The organism is Rhodanobacter sp. FW021-MT20 (assembly GCF_041107475.1).
In the GTDB taxonomy this organism is placed as follows: Bacteria; Pseudomonadota; Gammaproteobacteria; order Xanthomonadales; family Rhodanobacteraceae; genus Rhodanobacter_A; species Rhodanobacter_A glycinis.
On sequence record NZ_JBGBPX010000001.1, the window covers coordinates 230,858 to 253,054 of the forward strand.

Genomic DNA, 22,197 nt, shown 5'->3' on the forward strand with positions numbered 1-22,197 from the left:
ATGGAGTGAATTGATGTGAAAGAAAAACCAATCCGATCGACACCGGATCGACACCCGCCGGTATCGTGCGAGTGGTGCTCATGACTGGAATCGAACCAGCGACCTCTTCCTTACCAAGGAAGTGCTCTACCGACTGAGCTACATGAGCAAAACTGTTGCCATCCTCCATGATGACGCAGACAAACCCGGCGTCCTGCCGGACTCTTCAAGAAAGCGTCGACTCATGCAGCAACGCATCAATCAACAGCACCCGACACTTGCAGTCGCAATGGAGCGGAAGACGGGAATCGAACCCGTGTAATCAGTTTGGAAAACTGATGTTCTACCATTGAACTACTCCCGCCAAGCGCGGAACTCATGCTGGTGGAGGGAGGTGGATTCGAACCACCGAAGGCGTAAGCCAGCAGATTTACAGTCTGCCCCCGTTGGCCGCTTGGGTATCCCTCCAACAAAGAACGCCTATTGTCGTGAGCACCCGGAAAACTGTCAATACTTGCAGCACGAAATCGAGGAAATTTCTTGCCGCGGATATCGATCTGACGCCACCCGGACCACCCGAAACAACACGCGCCTCCTGAACGAAGCCGCGCAGCATACCATGCATGCAACGATCCGCCCACGAACACCGAACCCCGGGCCGTCGTCACATGTCCGGCGCATCATGTCCGGACAACGCACATTTCGACCCGGATCATGGCGCCACGCTGGCAGAGCGCCACCTGCCAACCGGTCGTTACTGCACCAGCGGCGCCGAACGCAGCGCGGTTACCTGCTGCTCCATGGCCTTGGACAACTCCATCAACTGCTTCGCGTAGGCCTGCAGGCGCTGATCCTCCTCGTTGCGCGGCTCCCAGACCGGCACCTGGGTGGGATGGCCGTCCGGGCTGTCCAGTGCCACAAACACCATCACGCAACTGGTCGCCAGCCGCTGCTCGCCACTGCGCAGGGCACGTGCCAGCACGTCCACCGCCATATGCATGCTGGATCGCCCCGTATGGATCAGGCGCGCGCGCACCGTGACCAGATCACCGATCAGGATCGGCGCCACGAACTGGATGCCGCTGACCGAGACGGTGACGCAATACGCCCCGCTCCAGCCCACCGCGCAGGCATAGCCCGCCTGGTCGATCCACTTCATCGCCATGCCGCCATGCACCTTGCCACCGAAATTGACGTCGGTGGGCTGGGCGAGAAAGCGGAAAGTCACTTCGTTCTGCTGGCCTGGCATGTAGATTCCGTCGCGGGGTCAAGGACTGGGCCAACATTATGCCCGTCAGAACCCCGTCACCGTCGACGCATCAAGCAAAAGTTGCATGGGCGTGCTCAATACGCCATTCGGTGACAGGCGTTCCGGCCCGGTCGCGACAAACCCGAACCGCCGGTACACCGGCACCGCGCAACGGGAGGCGTTGAGTGTGAAACACCGTGTGCTCGCGCGCCGGACGGCGTCGCGCATGGTCCGCAGCCACAGGCGGCGAGCAATACCTCGCCCCTGGTAGCGGGTTCCGACGAAAAGCTGGATCAGGTGACTGTCGTCACGCATCGCAGCAACACCCACCAACGTGCCGCCCAGCCAAGCCAGATGGAAACGGCACCCCATGGCGATCCGCTCGCGAACTACCTTTGCACTCATCCGCTCAAGCATGGCGACCCCGGCATCGTGCGGCTGGTCAGGCAAAATCCAGCGACGCGCCACGCGGCGCACCAACACGCCGATGGCGCGAGCGTCGTCCGATTGACCCAGGCGCAGGGACAATTCAAGTGGCGGCACGCGCGACCTCGCTGGATTTGAGACGGCGCGATTGTGGCAGTCGTACCCGCACGAAAAAAGCCCCGCCTTGCCGGGCGGGGCTTTCTCATCCGGCAAGCCGAAGCTCAGACGTTGAACAGGAAGTGCAGCACGTCGCCATCCTTGACGATGTAGTCCTTGCCTTCCTTGCGCAGGCGCCCTGCCGCTGCCGCACCCGTTTCGCCCTTGTACTGGACGAAGTCGTCGTAGCCCACGGTCTCGGCGCGGATGAAGCCCTTTTCGAAGTCGGTGTGGATCACCCCGGCAGCCTGCGGCGCGGTGGAGCCACGCTTTACCGTCCAGGCACGCACTTCCTTCACGCCGGCGGTGAAATAGGTCTGCAGGTTGAGCAGCTTGTAGCCGGCGCGAATCACCCGATTCAGCCCCGGCTCGTCCAACCCCATGTCCTTCAGGAATTCGTCGCGATCAGCGTCATCCAGCTGCGCCATCTCTTCCTCGATGGCGGCACACACCGGCACCACTTCGGCACCTTCGACAAGCGCGCGGGCGCGCACGGCGTCCAGCAGCGGGTTGTTCTCGAAACCGTCGTCGGCAACGTTGGCGATGTACATCAGCGGCTTCAGGGTGAGCAGGAACAGGTCGCGCACCAGCGCACGCTCCTCCTCATCCAGGCCCAAGCTGCGCGCGGACTTGCCTTCGTTGAGGCCGGCCGACAGCTTCTGCAGCACCGGCTTCTTCGCCAACGCCTCCTTGTCGTTCGCCTTGGCCGCACGCTCGGCGCGATTCAAGGCCTTGTCCACCGACTCCAGGTCGGCCAGCGCCAGCTCGGTGTCGATCGTCTCGATGTCGGCGATCGGATCGACCTTGCCCGCGACATGGATCACGTCACCCTCGAAACAGCGCACCACGTGGGCGATCGCGTCGACCTCGCGGATGTGCGCCAGGAACTTGTTGCCCAGCCCTTCGCCCTTGGAGGCACCGGCCACCAGGCCGGCAATGTCGACGAACTCGACCGCGGTCGGGATGACTTTCTGCGGATTGACGATGGCCGCCAGCGCATTCAGCCGCAGGTCCGGCACCGGCACTACGCCAACGTTCGGCTCGATCGTGCAGAACGGGAAGTTGGCCGCGGCGATGCCCGCCTTGGTCAGCGCATTGAACAGGGTGGACTTGCCGACATTGGGCAGGCCAACGATGCCGCATTTGATGCCCATGGGAGCTCCGGAAATGAAAAATGAAAAATCGGGGTACGGAAAGTGCCAGCGCGGAACGCAACGCCCGGCTACCTGCTTCCGCCCTCGTTCGTATGCAACTGCTGCATCGCCTTGTCGAACTGCCCGTCCGTCGCCAGCGGCAGCACATCCAGTGCGCGGCCGATGCCGCCAAGGATCGCATCCTCATCCTGCGCAGATGGCCGCCCAAGCACCCAGCCCGTGACCTTGTCGCGGTGCCCGGGATGACCGATGCCGATGCGCAGGCGGTGGAACTTGCCGTGGCCGAGATGGGCGAAAGTGTCGCGCAGGCCATTCTGGCCACCGTGACCCCCATCGAACTTCAGCCGCACGGTGCCGGCAGGCAGGTCGAGATCGTCGTGTGCCACCAGGCACTGTTCCGGCTCGATCTTGTAATAGCGCAGCGCCGAGACGACGGCGATGCCGCTCTTGTTCATGAAAGTGGACGGCTTGAGCAGCCAGACCGGCTCGCCACCAAGCCGCACCCGAGAGGTTTCGCCGTGCAGCTTGCCGTCGAAACTCCAGCGCTCGCCCTGGCTCGCCGCAAGGGCGTCCACAAGCCAGAACCCGGCGTTGTGCCGGGTTCGGAGGTATTCGGCACCGGGATTGCCCAGCCCGACGATGAGTCGAAGTCCCGCCATGACGAAACCCGCAGGCGACCCGCGCCCGGCAGGGGCGCGGGTCGCCGCGGCTTACTTCTTCGGTTCCTCGGCGGCCGGCTTGGCCTCGCCCTCGGCCGCATCGGCAGCCGGAGCTTCCTCGACCTCGGCCTTCACCGTGTTGGCGGTGACCACGGCGGAGTCGTGGGAGGCGCCCAGGTGCAGCGCGGGGATCTCGACGCCGGCCGGCAGCTTGATCTGCGACATATGGATGATGTCGCCCGGCTTCAGGTCGGCCAGGTCGAGTTCGATGAACTCCGGCAGGTTCTTCGGCAGGCAGGAGATTTCCAGCTCGGTGAGGTTGTGCGAGATCACCACGCCGGAGGTCTTGCCGGCGGCCGACGCTTCCTGGTTCAGGAAGTGCAGCGGCACGCTCACGCGCAGCGCTTCCTTCTCGTTGATGCGCAGGAAGTCCATGTGCATCATCAGCTGCTTGAACGGATGCTTCTGCCAGTCGCGCACCAGCACCTTCTGCACCTTGCCGTCGACGTTCAGGTCGAGGATGGACGAGAAGAACCACTCGTGCTTGGCGGCAAGCAGGATGGTGTTGTGCTCGATCTGGATGTTCTGCGGCGCCTGCTCGGCACCGTAGACGACGGCCGGCACGAAGCCCGCATGACGCAGGCGGCGGCTCGCACCTTTCCCCTCGTCCTTGCGGCTCTGCGCCTTGATTTCATGTGTCTGGGACATTGCTTTACTACCTAGGTTGATGTTTGCCGCCTCGCGGCGACCATGTGACTTTCCCGCGACCAGGAAAGCCCGTTACTTCCACGCGACATCCATGCCGCGAAAAGCCAGGGATCAAAACCGCTCGTCCTGAGCGGACTTTCAAGCCATTTCCACGCGACATCCATGCCGCGAAAAGCCGAACATCAAGCACCGCTCATCCTGAGCGGACTTTCAAATTCTCAATCCACGTACAGCGAGCTGACCGACTCGCCAAAGGCGATGCGGCGAATGGTTTCGGCCAGCAGCTCGGCCACCGAAAGCTGACGGATCTTGGCGCACGACTGCGCCTCGGGCCGCAACGGCAGCGTGTTGGTCACCACCAGCTGGTCAAGCTGGGAGCCCTCGATGTTGCCGATCGCGGCACCGGACAGCACCGGATGCACGCAGTAGGCGATGACCTTGCGCGCACCGCGCTCCTTCAGTGCCGCCGCCGCCGCGCAAAGCGTGCCGGCGGTATCGACGATGTCGTCCACCATCACGCAGGTCTTGCCGTCCACATCGCCGATGATGTTCATCACCGTGGCCACGTTGGCGCGCGGACGGCGCTTGTCGATGATCGCCAGGTCCGCGTCGTCCAGCCGCTTGGCGATGGCGCGCGCGCGCACCACGCCGCCCACGTCCGGGCTCACCACGATCAGGTCGTCCAGCGAGTGGTGGCGCCAGATGTCCGCCAGCAATATCGGCGAAGCGTAGACGTTGTCCACCGGGATATCGAAGAACCCCTGGATCTGGTCGGCATGCAGGTCCACCGTCAGCACGCGATCGACGCCTGCGGCCCCAACCATCTTCGCCGCCAGCTTGGCGGTGATCGGCACGCGCGCGGAACGCGGGCGGCGATCCTGGCGGGCATAACCGAAATACGGCATGACCGCGGTGACGCTGGCCGCCGAGGCCCGCTTCAGGGCATCGACCAGGGCCAGCATCTCGAACATGTTTTCCGCGCTCGGCGCGCCGGTCGGCTGCAGCACGAACACTTCCTGGCGGCGGACGTTCTCCTCGATCTCGATCTGCACTTCGCCGTCGCTGAACTTGCCGACGAGCGCCTTGCCCAGCGGAATGCCCAGCCGATGAGCCACGTCCTCGGCCAGGGCGCGATGGGCGTTGCCGGTGAACAGCATCGGGGCTGGCGTATCCACTAGTGACTTCCTCTGAACTTTGGGGTTCTTGGCTTGGAATGGCTGGGGCGGCAGGATTCGAACCTGCGAATGCGGGGATCAAAACCCCGTGCCTTACCGCTTGGCGACGCCCCAGTATGACTCTTGTCCGCTTCCGACCCGTGCCGGCTCAAACCGCTTTGCGATGCCTTGCCAGTGCCTCGTGCAGGGGCGACAGCCCCACGCCCGCGGCCACCCAGACATCGAATTGCGCCGGGCATCGCCTGACCACCGCCTCCGCGCGTTCGCGCGAGACCATTTCCAGGAACACGCAACCGCCGCTGCCGGATAGCTGCGCACGCCCGAAAGCACCGAGCCAGTCGAGAGCGGCCGCCACACTGGGATGGCGAGCTCGCACGACGGGCTCGAAGGCGTTTTCTACCGTTTCGCCGGAAGCAAAGGACGAAATTGTCGCTGGCGGCGCATTTCGTGTCAATTCAGACGCTTGAAAAAGCGCCGCGGTGGGCACGTGCTCGCGGGGATTCAGCACCACATACCAGCGCCGCGGCAAGGTCATCGGCGTGAGCTGCTCGCCCACCCCCTCGGCCCAGGCCGAACGGCCACGCACGAAGACCGGCACATCGGCGCCCAGTTCGCGGCCCAGTGCGGCCAGCGCATCCTCGTCCAGCCCGGCGTCCCAGAGATGATTCAGCGCCACCAGCATCGTGGCGGCATCCGAACTGCCGCCACCCAGGCCGCCGCCCATCGGGATGCGCTTGGCCACCTCGATGTCGACCCCGGCTGCGACGCCTGAATGCCGCCGCAACAGACTGGCGGCGCGCACCAGCAAATCGTCCGCCTCGGCCACGCCGGGCACCTCGGTGCGGCGACGGATGACCCCGTCGGCACGCACGCGCAGGCGTACTTCGTCGCCCCGGTCGAGCAGGCGGAACACCGTCTGCAAGTCGTGGTACCCGTCCGCACGACGACCGGTGATGCGCAGGAACAGATTCAGCTTGGCCGGCGCCGGCCAGCGCGTCCAGCCTTCGGTCGACGGCCGCAGATAGCGGCGCATGTGCACCCGCAGGTGCATCGGAAAGCCGCGTTCGCGGTCATGTTCGCGGTGGGCCGCCTGGGCCGGGGTGTCGCGCGTCGGCTCGGTCACCTCGAAGCCGTGGCGCGCGTAGAACGGTGCATTCCAGGGCACGTCGGACAAGGTCCCCAGCACGATCGACGGATACCCTGCCTCGGCCGCCCAGGCACAGGCGTGCTCCAACAGTCGGGTACCGATGCCGCGCCGACCGTGGCTGGGCAGCACGTCCATCTCGGCGATGGTCGCCTCGCCGGCTTCGACGCCGACACCGACATAACCCACCGCATGACCGGCCTCGTCCAGCGCCACCCACACGCGACCGCGACCGATCGCGTCGGCCAGTGTCTCGGGATCGCTCGGGGTGCTGGCGGCATACGAACGCCACGCGGGGTGGCCGCGGAACAATTCCAGCGCCGCACACTCGATGTCACGCAGCGTATCGACCTGATCGAGGCGGGCGGGAACGATGGAACAGGCCATGGGCTGAAACTGCCGGCGTGCCGCGGAGCCTGCGGCAGGAGCGCGAAGTCTAGCAGCCAGTCGGAGCGCAGAAACCAGGCGCGGCGGGCGCAGCGAACCGGCCGCTACGCCAGCCACGCGTGCGCCCGCCCTATTCTTTCGCGCCGGGCGGCGTGAAGTCCCAGCTCTCCACCGACAACCGCACCTTGTACGGCGGCTTGGCGGCGAAAACGGTACTGGGCAAGGGCGGCTGGCGACTGGTGTCCCAGGCGCGGTAGTCGACCGCCCAGCCATCCTGCTGCAATAGCGACGGCAGCCTGTTCTCGCCGAAGCGCAACACGGCCGGACCGCTGTCGGCACGCAGGCCGAGTATCCAGGCGCGCAAATCGTGCAGCGGCACGTCCCAACCCAGCGCACGGCGCATCAACGCCTCCGCATCGGGACCGCGCAGCGGGCCGCCACGCAACCCGTCCAGCACCGCACCATCCGGACCACCACTGAGATGGAAGCTGACACCGCTGAGCGCCGGACCGCGCAACACGAAATCGTAGTGGTCGCCATCCTGGGTCCAGGTCAGGCTGCCACTGCCGCCATTGTGACCATCGGAGACGCCGAGCCGGCCCTCCAGGGTCCAGTGGTCGGCGTCCGCCAACTGCTTCTCGCGGGCCTGCTGCTGCCCGAGCAGGGCGGCATCGCCCTTGATCCGGACGGCCTGGCGCGGCGCACAGGCCACCAGCAACAGCGGCAGGCTCGCCGCCAGCAAACGGAAAGCGTTCTTCATGGGTGCAGCCGTTTCAGTGCGTTTTGCAGGGTGGCGTTGTGCGGATCCAGCTTGTGCGCCTCGGCGAACACCTGCTTCGCCTGCTGGCGATGTCCCTGCTTCCACAGCACTTCGCCCAGATGAGTGCCAATGTCGGCGTTGCGAGCCGCCTTCCATGCACCACGCAACACGGTGGCGGCCTGATCGAGGTGACCCAGCCGGTATTGCAGCCAGCCCCAGGAGTCGGCGATGGACGGATCATCCGGCTTGGCCGCGCGGGCCACGGCGATCAGTTTCTCGGCCTCGGGCAGGTCGCGGTTGGTATCGGCCAGGGTGAAGCCCAGCGCATTGCTGGCATCCACGTCGCCCGGCTTGATCTTCAGCAGATGACGCAGGTCGGCAATGGCCAGATCGGTCTTGCCGGCCTCGGCATAAGCCAGGCCCCGGCCATACAGCAGACCGGGGTCGTTCGGCACGACTTGCAAGGCATGGCTGAAGGCATCGATCGCCTCGGTATAGCGCTGCTCGCGCATGTACAGGTCGGCGTCCACCTCATAAGCCTGGCGAAGTTGCTTGGGTTGATCGAGGTAATCGGCCTGCATCTGGGCGAGCTGCTCGTGCGCCTGGGCCGACTTGCCCTGTTGCTGCAGCAGCACGGCGCTGCGCAGGTCGGCATCGAAGGCGTGCGGATCATCGTCGCTCACTTGGCTGTACCACTTCAGCGCATCGTCCGGATGCCCCAGCGTCTCGGCCAACTGGCCGAGCAGGTAGGCACCCTCGGTGCGCTGCTCGTCGGGAGACTGGCTGAGTTGCGCATAGATGCGCTTCAGTTGGGCCATATCCTTGGTCCGCGCCGCGAGGCCCGCGCGCATGGCGTAGGTGTCGGTATCCTGCGGGCCGTTTTCCAGTACGCGAGCGGCCTGGGCCGGGTCGCCGCTTTGATTCAGCAAGGTGGCGTAGGCCAGGCGCAGGTGGATGTCCTTCGGATCTTTCGCCTGCGCCTGGCGGAACAGCGCCATGGCGCCCTTGCGATCGCCGGCCTTGAACTTCAGCTGCGCCGCCCAGGCATAGGTTTCGGCGCTGTGGAAGCGCTGCATGGCGGCATCGGCGATGTTTTGCGCATAGGCGTGTCGACCGAGCTGTTCGCCCATCTCGCTCATCGCCAGCCACGCCTTCGGGTCGGCTGGCAGGCGCGCCGGCGTGGCCAGAGATTCCAGCAGGTGGCCCGCCGCGGCCGGATCGCGGCTGCCCAGCAGGACGCGGCCGAAATCGCGCCAGGCGTCCTTGTCACCACTACTGGTCAGCAATTCGAGCTGATGCCGGGCCTCGTCGGTGCGGCCCTCGTTCAACGCCAGTTGGGCGCGCATCTGGGCCAGCGGCGCGGGCTTGGCGCCCAGCGCCTGCCAGCGATCGAGCGCCCGCTCCGCGCCGGCGTTGTCATGCACGGCAATGGCCAGCGCGGCGGCCTGCCCGGCCACGCGAGGATCGTCGGACAGCGGCATGGCCTTGCCGTAGGCCGCGGCCGCTGCCTTGAGATCGGTATGCGCCAGCGCCATCTCACCGGTCAATAGTTGTGCCATCAGACTATGATCGGCATCGGGCGTGGCCACGGTCAGCCGCGCCAGAGGTTGTGGCGGTATCGGCGCCCGGGATGGCGACGTGGTCGGTACGGCGGCACAGCCGGCCAGCCCGACGAAAACCGCGCCACTGGCCGCAAAATGCCGCAGTTGCTTGAACTTGAAGACACCGCTCAGCACACTATTCACCCATCCATCCGTCGGTTTCGGCCCAGTCGGCCTCGTTGAAGTCTACGCTGCCGGATGCCCGTCGCCTTGAGTCGCCACGCACCATGCCGTTGATCGCCCTCGGGCTCAATCACCTTACCGCGCCGGTCAGCCTGCGCGAGCAAGTGGCGTTCGACACGGACGCCGCCGGCACGGCGCTGCGTGAACTGGCGCACGAACCGGGCGTGGACGAGGCGATGATCCTGTCCACCTGCAACCGCACCGAGTTGTACGTCAGCGTGGCGGCGGGGGCGGAACAGGTACCGGAGCACTGGCTCAATCGTCATCATCACTTGACCCCGGGCAAGCTGGACGAGTTCCTGTATCGCCACGACGAGGACGCCGCCGTGCGGCACATGTTCCGCGTCGCCACCGGATTGGACTCGATGGTGCTGGGCGAGCCGCAAATCCTCGGCCAGGTGAAGGATGCCTACCAGATCGCGCGCGACGCGCAGGCACTGAAGGCGCCGATGGACCGGCTGCTGCAGCACACCTTTGCCGTGGCCAAGCGCGTGCGCACCGATACCCGCATCGGCGCGCATACCGTGTCGGTGGCGTTCACCGCGGTGCGCCTGGCCGAACAGGTATTCACCGACCTTAAGCAGGCCTGCGTGCTGCTGCTGGGCGCGGGCGACACCATCGAACTGGCCGCGCGCCACCTGGTCGACAAGCAGGTGCGTCGACTGATCGTGGCCAACCGCACGCTGGAGAACGCCCAGGAATTGGCCGGCCACCACGGCGGCTATGCCATTTCGCTGGCCGACCTGCCGCAGCACCTGGCCGAGGCGGATATCGTGATCGCCTCCACCGCCTCGCGACAGCCCATCCTCACCAAGGCGATGGTCGAGCGGGCCATCGCCGCGCGCCGCCGTCGCCCGATGTTCCTGGTCGACATCGCCATGCCGCGCGACATCGAGCCGAGCGTGGGCGAACTGAGCGACGTGTTCCTCTACGGCATCGACGACCTGCGCCAGGTGATCGACGACAACCGTCGCTCGCGCGAGGCCGCCGCGCGCGAGGCCGATGCCATCATCGATCTGCAAGTAGAACGCTACATGGCGTGGCGCCGCGCGCTCACGCTGAAGAACCCGGCACTGGATCTGCGCCATCACGCCGAGCTGTACCGCGACGAGGTGCTGGCCAAGGCGCAATCGATGATTGCGCGCGGCAAACCGGCCGACGAGGCCCTGGCCTTCCTCGCCAACACCCTCACCAACAAGCTGTTGCACCACCCCAGCGCACGCCTGCGCGAAGCCACGATGAGCGGCGACCTGGACCTGCTGCACGCTGCCGAGCGGCTGTATGGGCTGGATCAGGAAACGAGTGGCGAGGAGTGAGATGAGAGAAAGCATCATCTCATCCTTTACTCTCTTCTCCCTCCTCTCCACTCACTCCTCGTTTCAATGACTCCTTCGATTCGCCGCAAACTGGAAGCGCTTGCCGAACGGCACGAGGAAATCGGCCTGCTGCTGGCGCAGCCCGACGTGCTCACCGACAACACGCGCTTTCGCCAACTGTCGCGCGAATACGCCCAGCTCGAACCGGTGGTCGGCGCCCTGCACGAGCACGAACAGGCCGGCCGTGAGCTGGTCGATGCGCGCGCGATGCTGGATGACCCCGAACTGCGCGAGATGGCGGCCGATGACGTCACCCGGCTGGAGCAGCGCCTGCTCGACCTGGACGACGAGCTGCAGATCCTGCTGTTGCCGACCGATCCGCGCGACGAGGCCAACCTGTTCCTGGAAGTGCGCGCCGGCACCGGCGGCGACGAGGCGGCGATCTTCGCCGGCGACCTGTTCCGCATGTACGCGCGCTATGCCGAACGCAAGCGCTGGCACGTGGAAATTCTCAGCGAGAATTCCGGCGAACACGGCGGCTACAAGGAAATCGTGGCACGCGTGGAAGGCAAGGGTGCGTTCTCGCGGTTGAAGTTCGAGTCGGGCACGCATCGCGTACAGCGCGTGCCGGAAACCGAATCGCAGGGTCGCATCCACACCTCCGCCGCCACCGTGGCGATCCTGCCCGAGATCGACGAGATCAACGACATCGAGATCAATCCCGCCGACCTGAAGGTCGACACCTTCCGCGCCTCCGGTGCCGGCGGCCAGCACGTCAACAAGACCGACTCGGCGATCCGCATCACCCACCTGCCCAGTGGCACCGTGGTGGAATGCCAGGACGAGCGCAGCCAGCACAAGAACCGCGCCCGCGCGATGAGCCTGCTGAAGGCGCGCCTGCTCGACGAGGCCCAGGGAAAACAGGCTGCAGCGCAAGCACAGGAGCGCCGCCTTCAGGTAGGCTCGGGCGACCGCAGCCAGCGCATCCGCACCTACAACTTTCCGCAGGGACGCATCACCGACCACCGCATCAACCTCACGCTGTACCGGCTTCCCGAGGTGATCGGCGGCGATCTCGACGAACTGGTCGACGCGCTGGTGCGCGAACACCAGGCCGACGAACTGAAATCGCTGGCCGGTACCTGATGCCAACGACTCCGACGAACGTTCCCGCATGAACATCGCCATTCCCGCCAACCTCCCGAACACCTTGCAGCAATTGACCGACCTGCTGCAGCGCGGCGAGGATGCCCAGGCGTTGGCGTTCGCCGCACGCGCACGGCGTGACTTCCCGGTGGCGCACGAACTGATCCGCCTGCATGCGATTGCGCTGCTTCGCTGCAACCGCCGCGATGACGCCCGCCTGGCGCTCAATCGTGCCGCCGAGCTGGCGCCACAGAGTGTCGAAATCCAATGCAACCTCGCCACGCTGGCGCTGGAAGACGGCCAGGTGGATGCCGCGATCGAGCGTTTGCGTGCCGCGTTGCGCCGCACGCCCGGCCACCCGGCGATCCTGCACGGGCTCGGCACTTCGCTGATGGCCGCCGCCCGCTTCGAGCAGGCCCGCGAAGCGTTCGCCATGGCCACCCATGGTGCACCCGAGCATCCCGGTCTGCGTCTCAACCTGGCGGCGGCGGAACTGGAGCTGGGCCATCCCGCCCAAGCCGAAACGCATGTGCGCGAAGCGCTGCAAATGGCGCCGGAGCTCGATGCCGCGCATGCCCTGCTCGGCTATACCCTGCGCGCGCAGAACCGCCCCGGCGAAGCAGCCGAAGCATGGCTGCACGCCGAGCGCGCCGCACCGCGCAACCCGGTCTATCCCTACGAGGCCGGCCTGATGCTGGACGAGATCGGTCGCCTTGGCGAAGCCGCCGCGGCGTGGAAGCGCGCGCTGCACATCGATCCCGAGATCACGCCGGCGCTGGGTCAATGGCTGTTCGCACAACGTCGCCGTTGCGACTGGCACGAGCTGGACGCGCTCGCCGAACGCGTGCGTAGCGCCGTCGCCGAGCGCCGCCCCGGCATCGGCCCGTTCGCCTTCCTTGCCGAGGATGCCGATGCCGCCGCACAACACCTGTGCGCCACCAGCTACGCGACACTGATCGCCCAGCGCACCGCGCCGATACGCCGCCAGCTCGACCTGAAACACACCCTGCCCGCACCCGGCGCACCGATTCGCCTCGGCCTGGTCGCCGACGGCTTCGGCGAACACGCCACCGGGCTGCTGCTGGTGGCGATGATCGAGGCACTGGCGGACAGCGGGCTGGATATCCACCTGTTCGCGACCACGCCCGACGACGATGGCGCGATCCGTCGCCGCCTCGCCACCGCCGCCACGCTGCACGACCTGTCGGGACTGAACGCGCCGCAATCCGCGCAGCGCATCCACGCGGCGGCCATCGAGGTGTTGTTCGACCTCAACGGCTACTGCGGCAAGGACAACGCCGAACTGATGTCGCTGCGCCCCGCACCGGTGCAGGTGAACTGGCTGGCCTACCCGGGGACATCGGGGGCGCCGTGGATGGATTACCTGCTGGCCGACGCCGTGGTGCTGCCCCCTGCCCTGCGCCCGCACGTCAGCGAGAAACTGCTGCGCCTGCCGCGTTGCTACCAGCCCAGCGACACGACCCGGGTCCCCGGCGAGCCACTGACCCGCGCCTACTGCGGACTGCCTGCCGAAGGCATGGTGTTCGCCTGCTTCAACAACAGTTACAAGATCAACCCCGCCGCGTTCGCGCGCTTCATGCTGATCCTGCAGCAGGTGCCGGACAGCGTGCTGTGGTTGCTCTCCGGGCCGGACGGGGCGAACGGTCGCCTGCGCGCCGCGGCCGCCGCGCTGGACGTGGCGCCGGAACGACTGGTGTTCCTGCCGCACTTGCCGCATGCCGAGTACCTGGCCTGCTACGCCCACGCCGACCTGTTCCTCGACACGCTGCCGTACAACGCCCACACCACCGCATCGGATGCGTTGTGGGCCGGCTGCCCCGTGCTCAGCTGGTGCGGCGACACCTTCGCCGGGCGCGTGGCCGCCAGTCTGTTGCAACACATCGGACTGCCCGAGCTGGTGGTGGACGACGAGGAAAACTTCATCGCCACCGCCGTGCAACTGGGCAACAATCGCCTGGCCCGCGTGGCATTGCGCCATTACCTGGCGCAGCAGCGCGACGGCAACCCGCTGTTCGACATGGCGGGCTTCGCTGCCGATTTCGAGCGTGCCGTGCAATGGATCAGCGCACGCCATCGCATCGGCCGGCCGCCGGCCGACCACGACCTGTAGCGTTCGCGCGCTGCGTCAGCTGATCAGGAAATCCGTGTGGCCCGGCGATTCCGCCGGTTCACGCGTCACCGACTCCACGGTGGCCGCGGCCGGGCCGTCCCACAGCCAGCGCTCGAGTGCGTCGAGCGCCGCCAGGTCGCCACAGGCCAGCACCTCGACCCGCCCATCGGGCAGGTTGCGGGCATGCCCGGCCAGGCCAAGCTCGTGCGCCTGTTCACGCGCGCTGGCGCGATAGAACACGCCCTGCACCCGGCCACTGACAAGGAAGCGCGCCGCGTGCATCACTTCCCCGCCGGGATCGCATGGCCGAGCACGCTGGCGTCGATCGGGCCGATGAAACGCTTGGCCACGGTACCGTCCGGCGCAATCAGGTAAGTCGTCGGCAGACCCTGCGGCTCGTCGAAATCCTTCGGCGACTTGTCCAGCGTCACCTGTGCCACCGGGTAGCTCACCGGGTGCTTTTTCAGGAAGGCACGGATATCCGCTGCCGGGCTGTCGTCATAGGCCAGTCCGATCGCGCGGACGTTCGCATGCTTGCTGACGAAGGCCGAGATGTCCGGCATTTCCTTGATGCACGGCACGCACCAGGTTGCCCAGAAATTCACGATCACCCAGTGCCCGCGCTGCGCGGACAGATTCCACGGCTGGCCATCCAGCGTGGTGACTTTCAGCGTCGGATGCGTGGGCATGCTGGCGAACGCAGGCGTCACCGCCAGCGCAAGCAACAGCGACGCCCAGGCCGGAGCCAGCCATTTGCGCGACTTCATGGAGCGGATTCCTCGACAGCGGGGGGTGGGGTCGAAGCAGGATAAGCCTGATCGAGGCGCGTTCCCAGCGTCGATGCCAGTGTCTGCGCCATCTCGTCAAGCAGGGCCAGCAATTCATCGGGAAGCTCGACATCCAACTCGGCGACATCCTTCATCGGCTCCAGCGGCAGGCGATAGCCGCTGTGGACATACACGCGCAACAAATCGGTACTGTCCAGGCTGCGCGCCAGCAGCCAGCCCCCGGCCTCGCTGCGCTGGATCAGGTCTGCGCGCTGCAGCGCATCGAAGCAAGCCGCGATGGCGGTGCTGTGCATGGCCGGTTCGGCCAGTTGCACCGAGGCCGGATCCACCGGTTTTCCCTCTCGCTGTCCCGTCACGAAGTGCCGCAGCACCACCAGCAGGCCGAGAAACTCGGCGTCCTTCGGCATCGCCTTCGCCGCGGGGCGATATTCGAATGACGAGATCGACGCGGCAATCGACGCGCCCAGGATCACGATGATCCACGACAGGTAGATCCACAGCAGGAAGATCGGGATCGCCGCCAGTGCCTTGCCGTAGATCTGCTGATAGGTGTGCGCGCCATGCACGAACAACCGGAAACCCCAACGCGCAATTTCGAACAGCACTGCGCCGAGCACGGCCCCCACCGCCGCATCGCGCCGCGACACGCGACAGTTCGGCACCATCGTGTAAAGCAGCCACAGCGTCACCAGCGTCACCACGAAGGGCAGCACGCGCAGCACCACCTCGCCCAGCCCGAACTGGTCTGCCGTTCCATGCAGCAGCGGCAACGCCGTGATGTAGGAACTGGCAGCGAGACCACCCACCACCAGGATCGGCCCCAGCGTCAACGCCGCCCAGTACAGCAGCAGGCGCGAACCCCAGCCACGCGGCTGATGCACGCGCCAGATGCGGTTGAGCCGATCCTCGATGCTCACCATCATCGAGATCGCGCTGAACAGCATCACCAGGATGCTGATGCCGGTGAGCTGGCTGGCGTTGCTGGAGAATTCCTGCAACGCATCCTGCACGTGATGGCCGGCCGCGGGCACGAAGTTGCGGAACACGAAATCCAGCAGCGTGTCGCGCGCACCGGCGAATACCGGAAATACCGAGAACATCGCCAGGCCGGCCACCATCAGCGGCACCAGCGACACCAGCGTGGTATAGGAAAGCGCGCCGGCGGTCTCGAAGCACTTGTCGTCGACAAAGCGCTGCCACAGGAAGCGACTGAAAGTGGCTGCGCGGTCGCGGTCGAAACGTTGGGTCATGGACGGCTCGGCAACATCGCGGAGATCGACCGGTACACTAACAGCCTGCCGGGCTTATGAGGAATCGGCTGCACATTCGCCCGTGAACGGCCTACCCACACGAACCGAGAACCGCCACGCATGTCCGATATCCTGGTGCTCTACTACAGCCGCTCGGGCCACACCGCACAGCTTGCGCGACTGATCGCCCGCGGCATCGAGGAAGTGCCCGGCATGCGCGCACGGTTGCGCCAGGTGCCGCCGGTGGCGCCGGTGACCGAAGTCGCCCAGCCACCCGAACCCGAAGACGGCGCGCCCTACGCAACCAAGCAGGACCTGCACGACTGCGTCGGCCTCGCCATGGGCAGCCCGACCCGTTTCGGCAACATGGCCGCTCCACTGAAATACTTCCTCGACAGCACCGGTGCCGAATGGGCCAGCGGCACGCTCAGCGGAAAACCGGCAGCGGTGTTCACCTCCACCAGCACCCAGCACGGTGGCCAGGAAAGCACCTTGCTGACGATGGCGTTGCCACTGCTTCATCACGGCATGCTGCTGCTCGGCATTCCGTTCACCGAAGCAGCGCTCACCGCCACCCGCAGCGGCGGCACGCCCTACGGCGCCAGCCATGTCGCCGGGTCGAATGGCGAACAAGCCATCAGCGAGCACGAACGCGAACTGGCCCGCGCGCTGGGACGCCGCCTTGCCGTGACCGCGCGCAAGCTGGCCGCCGACGCATGAACAGCAGCCCGGTCACCAACACCGATCGCATCGGCCTCGGCGCATGGGCTGCACTCGGGCTGTTGCAGATCGCCTGGCACGGCTGGCTGTTCCCGCCGCAAACGATGCCGATATGGCTGGCGCTGGCCATTACCGTGGTTCCGCTGCTGCTGCCGTTGTCCGCCCTGCGCAAGGTACGCCGTGCATTGCTGTGGACCGGCATCCTCAGCCTGTTCTATTTCTGCCATGGCGTGGCCGAAGCGTGGAGCGCACCCGGCGAGCGCGCCATCGCGTCACTGGAAATCGTGTTGACCCTGTTGCTGATCGGCACACTCGGCGCAGGCGTGCGCCGCCCACGCACCTGATCGATCCAGCGCCGCACCATGCCCGCACGGAAAGTCTTTCCCGCACCAGCCTGACCATCGCGCCACCCATTTCCATGTCGCCCCCGTTTGCGACATCGCGGATGTCGATCGCCAAATTTGCGAAAAACCCGGCATTCCGTTCGGCCGCGCCACTGTAATTTGGCCGTGCAGGGGAAGACATCAGGCACATGGAAGGAACAGCAAATGCCGAAACACACGGGTTGCAACGTGATGCTTGCGCGCGCGATACGCATGGCGCTCGCCGCCACCGCACTGGTGGCATGGTCGGTCCAGGCACGGCCACAGGACACGACGGAACATCCCCAAACCTCAGCGTCGACGCCGGCACAAACCAACGGCGGCAAGAACAAGACCCCCACCAACCTGCAGGAAGTCGTGGTCACCGGTACGCACCGCGCCGGCCTTTCACCGACCGAATCGGTGTCGCCCATCGACACCTTCAGCGGCAGCCAGATCGCGAACCAGCCCTCGGCGAACCTGACCGACTCGCTGACCAACATCGTGCCGTCGCTGACCACCCAGCGCTTTCCCATCGCCGACGGCACCGCCTTCGTGCGGCCGGTCTCGCTGCGCAACCTGTCGCCCGACCAGACCCTGGTCCTGGTGGACGGTGTGCGCTTCCACCGCTCGGCCCTGGTCAACCTGCAACTGGACCCGCTCGGCACCTTCAACCAGGGTGCGCAGGCGGTCGACTTCTCCGTATTTCCGTCCAACGCGATCAGCCGCGTGGAAGTGCTGCGTGATGGTGCGTCGGTGCTGTACGGATCGGACGCGATCGCCGGCGTGGTCAATGTCATCCTCAAGAAAGCCCGCGAAGGCGCCACGGTGAGCGCGCAATGGGGCCAATACAGCAAGGGCGACGGCGACATGCGCCGCTACGACGCCGACGCGGGTTTCCCGCTTGGCGCCAAGGGCTTTGTCCACGTGAGCCTGGAGCGTGAAACCACCGACCCCACCTCGCGCGGAGTCGCGCAGCACGACGCCGCCACCGTCGCCGCGGCGGTAGGCGTGAACCTGGTGCCCTACCACGGCCTGGGCCAGCGCTGGGGCGATCCGGACACCACGGCGAACAAGCTTTTCGTCAATGCCGGCCTGCCGCTGGAGGGCGACGTGGAGCTGTATGGCCATGCCAGCTACATGGACAAGAAAGTCCTGTCCAGTTTCTTCTATCGCAACCCGGTGCTGCCGCCGCAATACGGTGTCAGCGGCAGGTCGACGCTAGTCAGCTATGCCAACGGCAGCCTGGTGCCGGCCAACGCGCCGCAATCGCTGGTGAACAGCATCGTCGCCGGTGGCGGCAACCCCGCGAACTACCTGACCTCCAGCGCTTCCAGCCCGAGTGGCTGGACCTTGCTCAATCCGGTTTACAAGGCCTTCCCCGGCGGCTACAGCCCGCTCTTCGGCGCCGACATTGCCGATCACCAGATCGTCGGTGGCGTGCGTGGCGGCGCACAAAGCAACCTGCAGTGGGATGCGCATTACCGCACCGGCAGCAACGAGATCGACTACCGGCTCGAAGGCTCGATCAACCCCAGCCTGGGCAGCCTGTCGCCCACGAACTTCCATCCCGGCAAACTGACCCAGCGCGAACAGGGCGCCGGCGCGGACTTCGTCCGTTCGTTCGACGACTCACCGCTCACGCTGGCGTTCGGCGCGCAATGGCGGTCGGAAACCTACATCATCCATCCCGGCGATGCCGGCTCGATCGAGGTGGGACCGACGGCGTCGGTCTTCGGTGTCGGCTCGGATGCCTTCCAGGGCTTCCCGACCAGCGCGGCGGGCCGCTTCACCCAGGACAGCGACTCGGCCTACTTCGACGCCGAAACCAACCTGACCGACCAGTGGTCGGGGGCCGCGGCCGTTCGCTACGAGCACGCGAACAACTACGGTTCCAAGGTGCTGTACAAGCTGTCCAGCCGCTATGCGTTCAATGACAAGTTCGCCTTGCGCGGCACCTACAACACCGGCTTCCGCACGCCGACACCGGGCCAGGCGAATACGCTCAATGTCACCACCACGGCCAACGCACAAGGCCAGCTGATCCCCAGTGGCACCTATCCCGTGAACAACCCGGTGGCACGCACACTTGGCTCGACACCACTGAAGACGGAAACATCGAAAAGCCTGACCATCGGCGCGGTATGGACGCCCATCGACAGCGTGACCGCCACGCTCGACTACTACCGCATCCACATCCATGATCGCATCGGCCTAGTCAGCAAGACCGTCACCCAGGCCAACGTCGACCAGCTCGCCGCGGATGGTTATCCGAACGCGCAACTGCTGCTCGGCAGCGATGCCAGCTACTTCAGCAACGCGTTCGGCTCGGTCGTGCATGGCATCGACTTCGTAGTGGATACGCGGCACCGGCTGGGCAGCGGCACGCTGAACGTCGACCTGCGCTACAACCGCAACGTGCAGGACGTGGTCAGGGTCAAGCCCGACACGCTCAACCGCGACTTCGTCTACGACCTCGAACACCAGGTGCCCGGGAGCCGTTCGGTGCTCAGCTTCGATTACGGGCTGCACCGGTTCCACGCCGTCGCGCGCATCAACCATTACGACGGCTGGAGCACCACGGCCGGCGTGTTCGGCAGCAACAACCCGCCGGCCGATGTGGCGCATTACGGTGGCAAGACGCTGCTCGACCTGGAAGCGAGCTTCCGCTTCAACGACACCTTCACCATGGCGGTGGGCGGCAACAACGTCTTCAACACCTATCCGGACAAGGAGCAGAACGCGACCTTGCAGTTCCTCGGTGCGAAGTACGCCCTCACCTCGCCATTCGGCTTCAACGGCGCCTTCTGGTATGCACGACTGACCGCGCGGTTCTGAGCGGGCACAAGACGGGACGTCGCCCAGGTGGCGTCCCGTCTTGCCGGCACCTTGACCGACAGGCAACGCGATCCTTCCTATAATGGCTTTCCTTGCACGGGAGCCAGCCATGGGATTTCTGCAGACCGCCCCGCAACTGCCGCACCCCTGGCGCAGCGATCGCCTGCTGCACGCGCTGCTCGATCGCGCCCTGCCCGCCGAGCGCCGTGCCGCGCTGGATACCGACCTCGACGTTCTCGGCGATTACGCCGTGATGGCCTGGCAACGTGCCAGCATCAGCACGCGGCGCAAGCCGGTGCTGACGCAATGGGATGCGTGGGGACGCCGGGTCGACCGCATCGAGCTGACCACCGCATGGCAGGAAGGGCCGATCATCACCACCGGCCATGCCGTGCTCGCTGCCGGCCACGAAGACCACGAACACGCGCGGCTGGAAGAATTCGCGCGCGTCTACCTGTACCACGTGGCCAGCGAGTTCTACACCTGCCCGCTGGCGATGACCGATGGCGCGGCAACCGCGCTGAAAGCCTCCGGCAATCGCGAGCTGATCGAACGCGCGCTGCCGCATTTCCTCAGTCGCGACCCGGCCACGTTCTGGCTCAGCGGCCAGTGGATGACCGAGACCCACGGCGGCTCCGACGTGGGCAACACCGAGACCGTGGCGAAACAGGACGCGGACGGCCAATGGCGCCTGTACGGCCGCAAGTGGTTCAGTTCGGCCGTGGTCGGCGAAGCCGCGCTGGCGCTGGCGCGACCGGAAGGCGCGGGCAGCGGCACCGGTGCACTGGCACTGTTCTACGTGGAGACGATGGATGGCGCCGAGCGCAAGCCGGAGCTGATCATCGATCGCCTGAAGGACAAGCTGGGCACGCAGGAACTGCCCACCGCGGAAATCCACCTGGATGGCCTGCCCGCCTGGCCGCTGGGCGAATTGGCGCATGGCGTGCGCCAGGTGGCGCCGATGCTCAACGTCACCCGCACCTGGAACGCCATCGGCGCGGTGTCGCACATGTCGCGCGCGATCAGCCTGGCACGCGACTTCGCCACGCGGCGACAGGCGTTCGGCCGCCCGTTGATCGAACAACCGCTGCATGCACGGACGCTGGCCGACATGCAGGCCGAATTCGAGGGCGCATTCGCACTGGCTTTCGAAGTGGCGCATCTGCTCGGTCGCGTGGAACACGCTGCCACCGCTGCACACGAAGTCGCCCTGCTGCGCCTGCTCACGCCACTGGCCAAGTTGTGGACCGGCAAGCTGGCGGTACAGACCTGTTCCGAAGCGATCGAATGCTTCGGCGGTGCCGGTTACATCGAGGACACCGGCCTGCCGCAACTGCTGCGCGACGCGCAGGTGTACGCCATCTGGGAAGGCACCACCAACGTGCTCTCGCTGGACAACCTGCGTGCGCTGGCCAGTGACGGGTTCGACGCCTTGCGCACGGCCACGACGTGCTGGCTGGAAGGCAACGACGACATGCACGCCGCCAGCGCGATCCGGCAAACGCTGGACGCCGCGGCACGCTGGCTCGACCAGCACGCCGCCCAGCGCAACATGCTGGAAGCCGGCGCGCGTGGGCTCGCCTTCACATTGGCACGTTGCGCCGCGGCCGCCTTGCTGGCACGGCAGGCAACCTGGTCGACCAATCACGCCGACCGCCGCCCCGCCGCCGCACTGCAGCGCTTCATCGCACTGGGCCTCGACCGGCTGGTTACGCCCGATGCCGGCAATACCGCGCTGCTGCTGGGCTGACGACGTTGTTCAACGCGGCTACCAAGCCAACAAGTTTTGTAGGAGCCCGCTGGCGGGCGATGCTCTTGCTCTGACGCTCCCGTAAGCGGAAAACAAAAGCACCGCCCGCCAGCGGGCTTGTATGTTTGACCTCGGCAAGCGAGAAAGAGCCTGCCGGGGTGGAGGGACCAAGCTGGCATCTGGCCGAAGGCACAGACGGTAGGAGACTTCGTCCCGCCCCTCACCACCAGCGCCCATAAGGAATCTATCGGCTTAGAGACCGACGATTTGTGGCAAGCCAGCGCAGGTGAGTTCCCGGCAAGCACCCTGAAGCTA

The 22,197-nt window shown here is 66.1% G+C and carries 19 protein-coding genes and 4 tRNA genes; 7 read left to right on the forward strand and 16 right to left on the reverse strand.

Annotated elements, in window-relative coordinates; genetic code table 11:
• Nucleotides 1–72: 72 nt before the first annotated feature.
• From AB7849_RS01180 to AB7849_RS01240, 13 genes are all read right to left on the reverse strand, one after another.
• Nucleotides 73–148: transfer RNA gene (locus AB7849_RS01180), tRNA-Thr, on the reverse strand.
• A gap of 121 nt (nucleotides 149–269) precedes the next feature.
• Nucleotides 270–343: transfer RNA gene (locus AB7849_RS01185), tRNA-Gly, on the reverse strand.
• A gap of 18 nt (nucleotides 344–361) precedes the next feature.
• Nucleotides 362–447: transfer RNA gene (locus AB7849_RS01190), tRNA-Tyr, on the reverse strand.
• Between the two features lie 286 nt (nucleotides 448–733).
• Entirely contained in the window at nucleotides 734–1,228 is a 495-nt protein-coding gene (locus AB7849_RS01195; RefSeq protein WP_008213197.1) for an acyl-CoA thioesterase, read from the reverse strand.
• Between the two features lie 45 nt (nucleotides 1,229–1,273).
• Nucleotides 1,274–1,771 carry a GNAT family N-acetyltransferase gene (locus tag AB7849_RS01200; protein WP_037100660.1) on the reverse strand — a complete coding sequence of 166 codons (498 nt, stop codon included), beginning with the start codon at nucleotides 1,769–1,771 and terminating at the stop codon, nucleotides 1,274–1,276.
• Between the two features lie 104 nt (nucleotides 1,772–1,875).
• Nucleotides 1,876–2,964: a redox-regulated ATPase YchF gene (gene ychF, locus AB7849_RS01205; RefSeq protein WP_008213200.1), complete on the reverse strand. Its 1,089-nt coding sequence runs from the start codon at nucleotides 2,962–2,964 to the stop codon at nucleotides 1,876–1,878.
• A gap of 68 nt (nucleotides 2,965–3,032) precedes the next feature.
• Nucleotides 3,033–3,623: an aminoacyl-tRNA hydrolase gene (pth, locus tag AB7849_RS01210; RefSeq protein ID WP_008213201.1), complete on the reverse strand. Its 591-nt coding sequence runs from the start codon at nucleotides 3,621–3,623 to the stop codon at nucleotides 3,033–3,035.
• Nucleotides 3,624–3,674: 51 nt separating this feature from the next.
• Nucleotides 3,675–4,331 (reverse strand): 50S ribosomal protein L25/general stress protein Ctc, encoded by a 657-nt coding sequence (locus tag AB7849_RS01215; RefSeq protein ID WP_008213202.1) that lies wholly within the window; start codon nucleotides 4,329–4,331, stop codon nucleotides 3,675–3,677.
• Between the two features lie 218 nt (nucleotides 4,332–4,549).
• Complete coding sequence (locus tag AB7849_RS01220; RefSeq protein WP_037100665.1) at nucleotides 4,550–5,488, reverse strand: ribose-phosphate diphosphokinase; 939 nt, start codon at nucleotides 5,486–5,488, stop codon at nucleotides 4,550–4,552.
• 57 nt (nucleotides 5,489–5,545) lie between these two features.
• Nucleotides 5,546–5,620, reverse strand: a tRNA-Gln gene (locus AB7849_RS01225).
• A 34-nt stretch (nucleotides 5,621–5,654) separates the two neighbouring features.
• Nucleotides 5,655–7,037 carry a 4-(cytidine 5'-diphospho)-2-C-methyl-D-erythritol kinase gene (gene ispE / locus AB7849_RS01230; protein WP_008213204.1) on the reverse strand — a complete coding sequence of 461 codons (1,383 nt, stop codon included), beginning with the start codon at nucleotides 7,035–7,037 and terminating at the stop codon, nucleotides 5,655–5,657.
• 130 nt (nucleotides 7,038–7,167) lie between these two features.
• Nucleotides 7,168–7,797 carry a lipoprotein insertase outer membrane protein LolB gene (gene lolB, locus AB7849_RS01235; RefSeq protein WP_008213205.1) on the reverse strand — a complete coding sequence of 210 codons (630 nt, stop codon included), beginning with the start codon at nucleotides 7,795–7,797 and terminating at the stop codon, nucleotides 7,168–7,170.
• Complete coding sequence (locus tag AB7849_RS01240; RefSeq protein ID WP_008213206.1) at nucleotides 7,794–9,533, reverse strand: tetratricopeptide repeat protein; 1,740 nt, start codon at nucleotides 9,531–9,533, stop codon at nucleotides 7,794–7,796. The genes lolB and AB7849_RS01240 overlap by 4 nt, the downstream gene beginning before the upstream one ends.
• Before the next feature lie 92 nt (nucleotides 9,534–9,625).
• Between AB7849_RS01240 and hemA the strand changes: the two genes are divergently transcribed.
• The 3 genes from hemA (at nucleotide 9,626) to AB7849_RS01255 (ending at nucleotide 14,174) form a co-directional block, all read left to right on the forward strand.
• A complete protein-coding gene (gene hemA / locus AB7849_RS01245) occupies nucleotides 9,626–10,897 on the forward strand; it encodes a glutamyl-tRNA reductase (protein WP_008213207.1) in 1,272 nt (423 codons plus the stop codon).
• A gap of 66 nt (nucleotides 10,898–10,963) precedes the next feature.
• On the forward strand, nucleotides 10,964–12,043 hold the full coding sequence (gene prfA, locus AB7849_RS01250; protein WP_369500487.1) for a peptide chain release factor 1: 1,080 nt from the start codon (nucleotides 10,964–10,966) through the stop codon (nucleotides 12,041–12,043).
• A 28-nt stretch (nucleotides 12,044–12,071) separates the two neighbouring features.
• Entirely contained in the window at nucleotides 12,072–14,174 is a 2,103-nt protein-coding gene (locus tag AB7849_RS01255) for an O-linked N-acetylglucosamine transferase, SPINDLY family protein (protein WP_369500488.1), read from the forward strand.
• Between the two features lie 15 nt (nucleotides 14,175–14,189).
• On the opposite strand, the gene AB7849_RS01260 is transcribed toward AB7849_RS01255, so the two are convergent.
• The 3 genes from AB7849_RS01260 to AB7849_RS01270 are packed head-to-tail and all read right to left on the reverse strand — an operon-like array spanning nucleotide 14,190 to nucleotide 16,212.
• Complete coding sequence (locus tag AB7849_RS01260) at nucleotides 14,190–14,456, reverse strand: acylphosphatase (RefSeq protein WP_008207932.1); 267 nt, start codon at nucleotides 14,454–14,456, stop codon at nucleotides 14,190–14,192.
• Entirely contained in the window at nucleotides 14,456–14,941 is a 486-nt protein-coding gene (locus tag AB7849_RS01265; protein WP_008207933.1) for a TlpA family protein disulfide reductase, read from the reverse strand. Before AB7849_RS01265 ends, AB7849_RS01260 begins: the two co-directional genes overlap by 1 nt.
• Entirely contained in the window at nucleotides 14,938–16,212 is a 1,275-nt protein-coding gene (locus AB7849_RS01270) for a YihY family inner membrane protein (RefSeq protein ID WP_008207934.1), read from the reverse strand. The genes AB7849_RS01265 and AB7849_RS01270 overlap by 4 nt, the downstream gene beginning before the upstream one ends.
• Nucleotides 16,213–16,332: 120 nt before the next feature.
• On the opposite strand from AB7849_RS01270, the gene wrbA reads away from it, so the two are divergent.
• The 4 genes from wrbA (at nucleotide 16,333) to AB7849_RS01290 (ending at nucleotide 21,882) form a co-directional block, all read left to right on the forward strand.
• On the forward strand, nucleotides 16,333–16,932 hold the full coding sequence (gene wrbA / locus AB7849_RS01275) for an NAD(P)H:quinone oxidoreductase (RefSeq protein WP_008207935.1): 600 nt from the start codon (nucleotides 16,333–16,335) through the stop codon (nucleotides 16,930–16,932).
• A complete protein-coding gene (locus AB7849_RS01280) occupies nucleotides 16,929–17,276 on the forward strand; it encodes a DUF2069 domain-containing protein (protein ID WP_008207936.1) in 348 nt (115 codons plus the stop codon). Before wrbA ends, AB7849_RS01280 begins: the two co-directional genes overlap by 4 nt.
• 204 nt (nucleotides 17,277–17,480) lie before the next feature.
• Complete coding sequence (locus AB7849_RS01285; RefSeq protein WP_008207937.1) at nucleotides 17,481–20,132, forward strand: TonB-dependent receptor plug domain-containing protein; 2,652 nt, start codon at nucleotides 17,481–17,483, stop codon at nucleotides 20,130–20,132.
• A 109-nt stretch (nucleotides 20,133–20,241) separates the two neighbouring features.
• Complete coding sequence (locus AB7849_RS01290; protein ID WP_008207938.1) at nucleotides 20,242–21,882, forward strand: acyl-CoA dehydrogenase family protein; 1,641 nt, start codon at nucleotides 20,242–20,244, stop codon at nucleotides 21,880–21,882.
• The last annotated feature ends 315 nt before the right edge of the window (nucleotides 21,883–22,197 follow it).

Coding starts and splice junctions, on each gene's coding strand:
- AB7849_RS01195 (WP_008213197.1), bottom strand. CDS start 1,228: ATGCCAGGCCAGCAGAACGAAGTGACTTTCCGCTTTCTCGCCCAGCCC.
- ychF (WP_008213200.1), bottom strand. CDS start 2,964: ATGGGCATCAAATGCGGCATCGTTGGCCTGCCCAATGTCGGCAAGTCC.
- AB7849_RS01215 (WP_008213202.1), bottom strand. CDS start 4,331: ATGTCCCAGACACATGAAATCAAGGCGCAGAGCCGCAAGGACGAGGGG.
- AB7849_RS01280 (WP_008207936.1), top strand. CDS start 16,929: ATGAACAGCAGCCCGGTCACCAACACCGATCGCATCGGCCTCGGCGCA.
- ispE (WP_008213204.1), bottom strand. CDS start 7,037: ATGGCCTGTTCCATCGTTCCCGCCCGCCTCGATCAGGTCGATACGCTG.
- AB7849_RS01270 (WP_008207934.1), bottom strand. CDS start 16,212: ATGACCCAACGTTTCGACCGCGACCGCGCAGCCACTTTCAGTCGCTTC.
- AB7849_RS01255 (WP_369500488.1), top strand. CDS start 12,072: ATGAACATCGCCATTCCCGCCAACCTCCCGAACACCTTGCAGCAATTG.
- AB7849_RS01285 (WP_008207937.1), top strand. CDS start 17,481: ATGCCGAAACACACGGGTTGCAACGTGATGCTTGCGCGCGCGATACGC.
- hemA (WP_008213207.1), top strand. CDS start 9,626: ATGCCGTTGATCGCCCTCGGGCTCAATCACCTTACCGCGCCGGTCAGC.
- AB7849_RS01220 (WP_037100665.1), bottom strand. CDS start 5,488: ATGCTGTTCACCGGCAACGCCCATCGCGCCCTGGCCGAGGACGTGGCT.
- lolB (WP_008213205.1), bottom strand. CDS start 7,797: ATGAAGAACGCTTTCCGTTTGCTGGCGGCGAGCCTGCCGCTGTTGCTG.
- pth (WP_008213201.1), bottom strand. CDS start 3,623: ATGGCGGGACTTCGACTCATCGTCGGGCTGGGCAATCCCGGTGCCGAA.
- wrbA (WP_008207935.1), top strand. CDS start 16,333: ATGTCCGATATCCTGGTGCTCTACTACAGCCGCTCGGGCCACACCGCA.
- AB7849_RS01260 (WP_008207932.1), bottom strand. CDS start 14,456: ATGCACGCGGCGCGCTTCCTTGTCAGTGGCCGGGTGCAGGGCGTGTTC.
- AB7849_RS01265 (WP_008207933.1), bottom strand. CDS start 14,941: ATGAAGTCGCGCAAATGGCTGGCTCCGGCCTGGGCGTCGCTGTTGCTT.
- AB7849_RS01290 (WP_008207938.1), top strand. CDS start 20,242: ATGGGATTTCTGCAGACCGCCCCGCAACTGCCGCACCCCTGGCGCAGC.
- prfA (WP_369500487.1), top strand. CDS start 10,964: ATGACTCCTTCGATTCGCCGCAAACTGGAAGCGCTTGCCGAACGGCAC.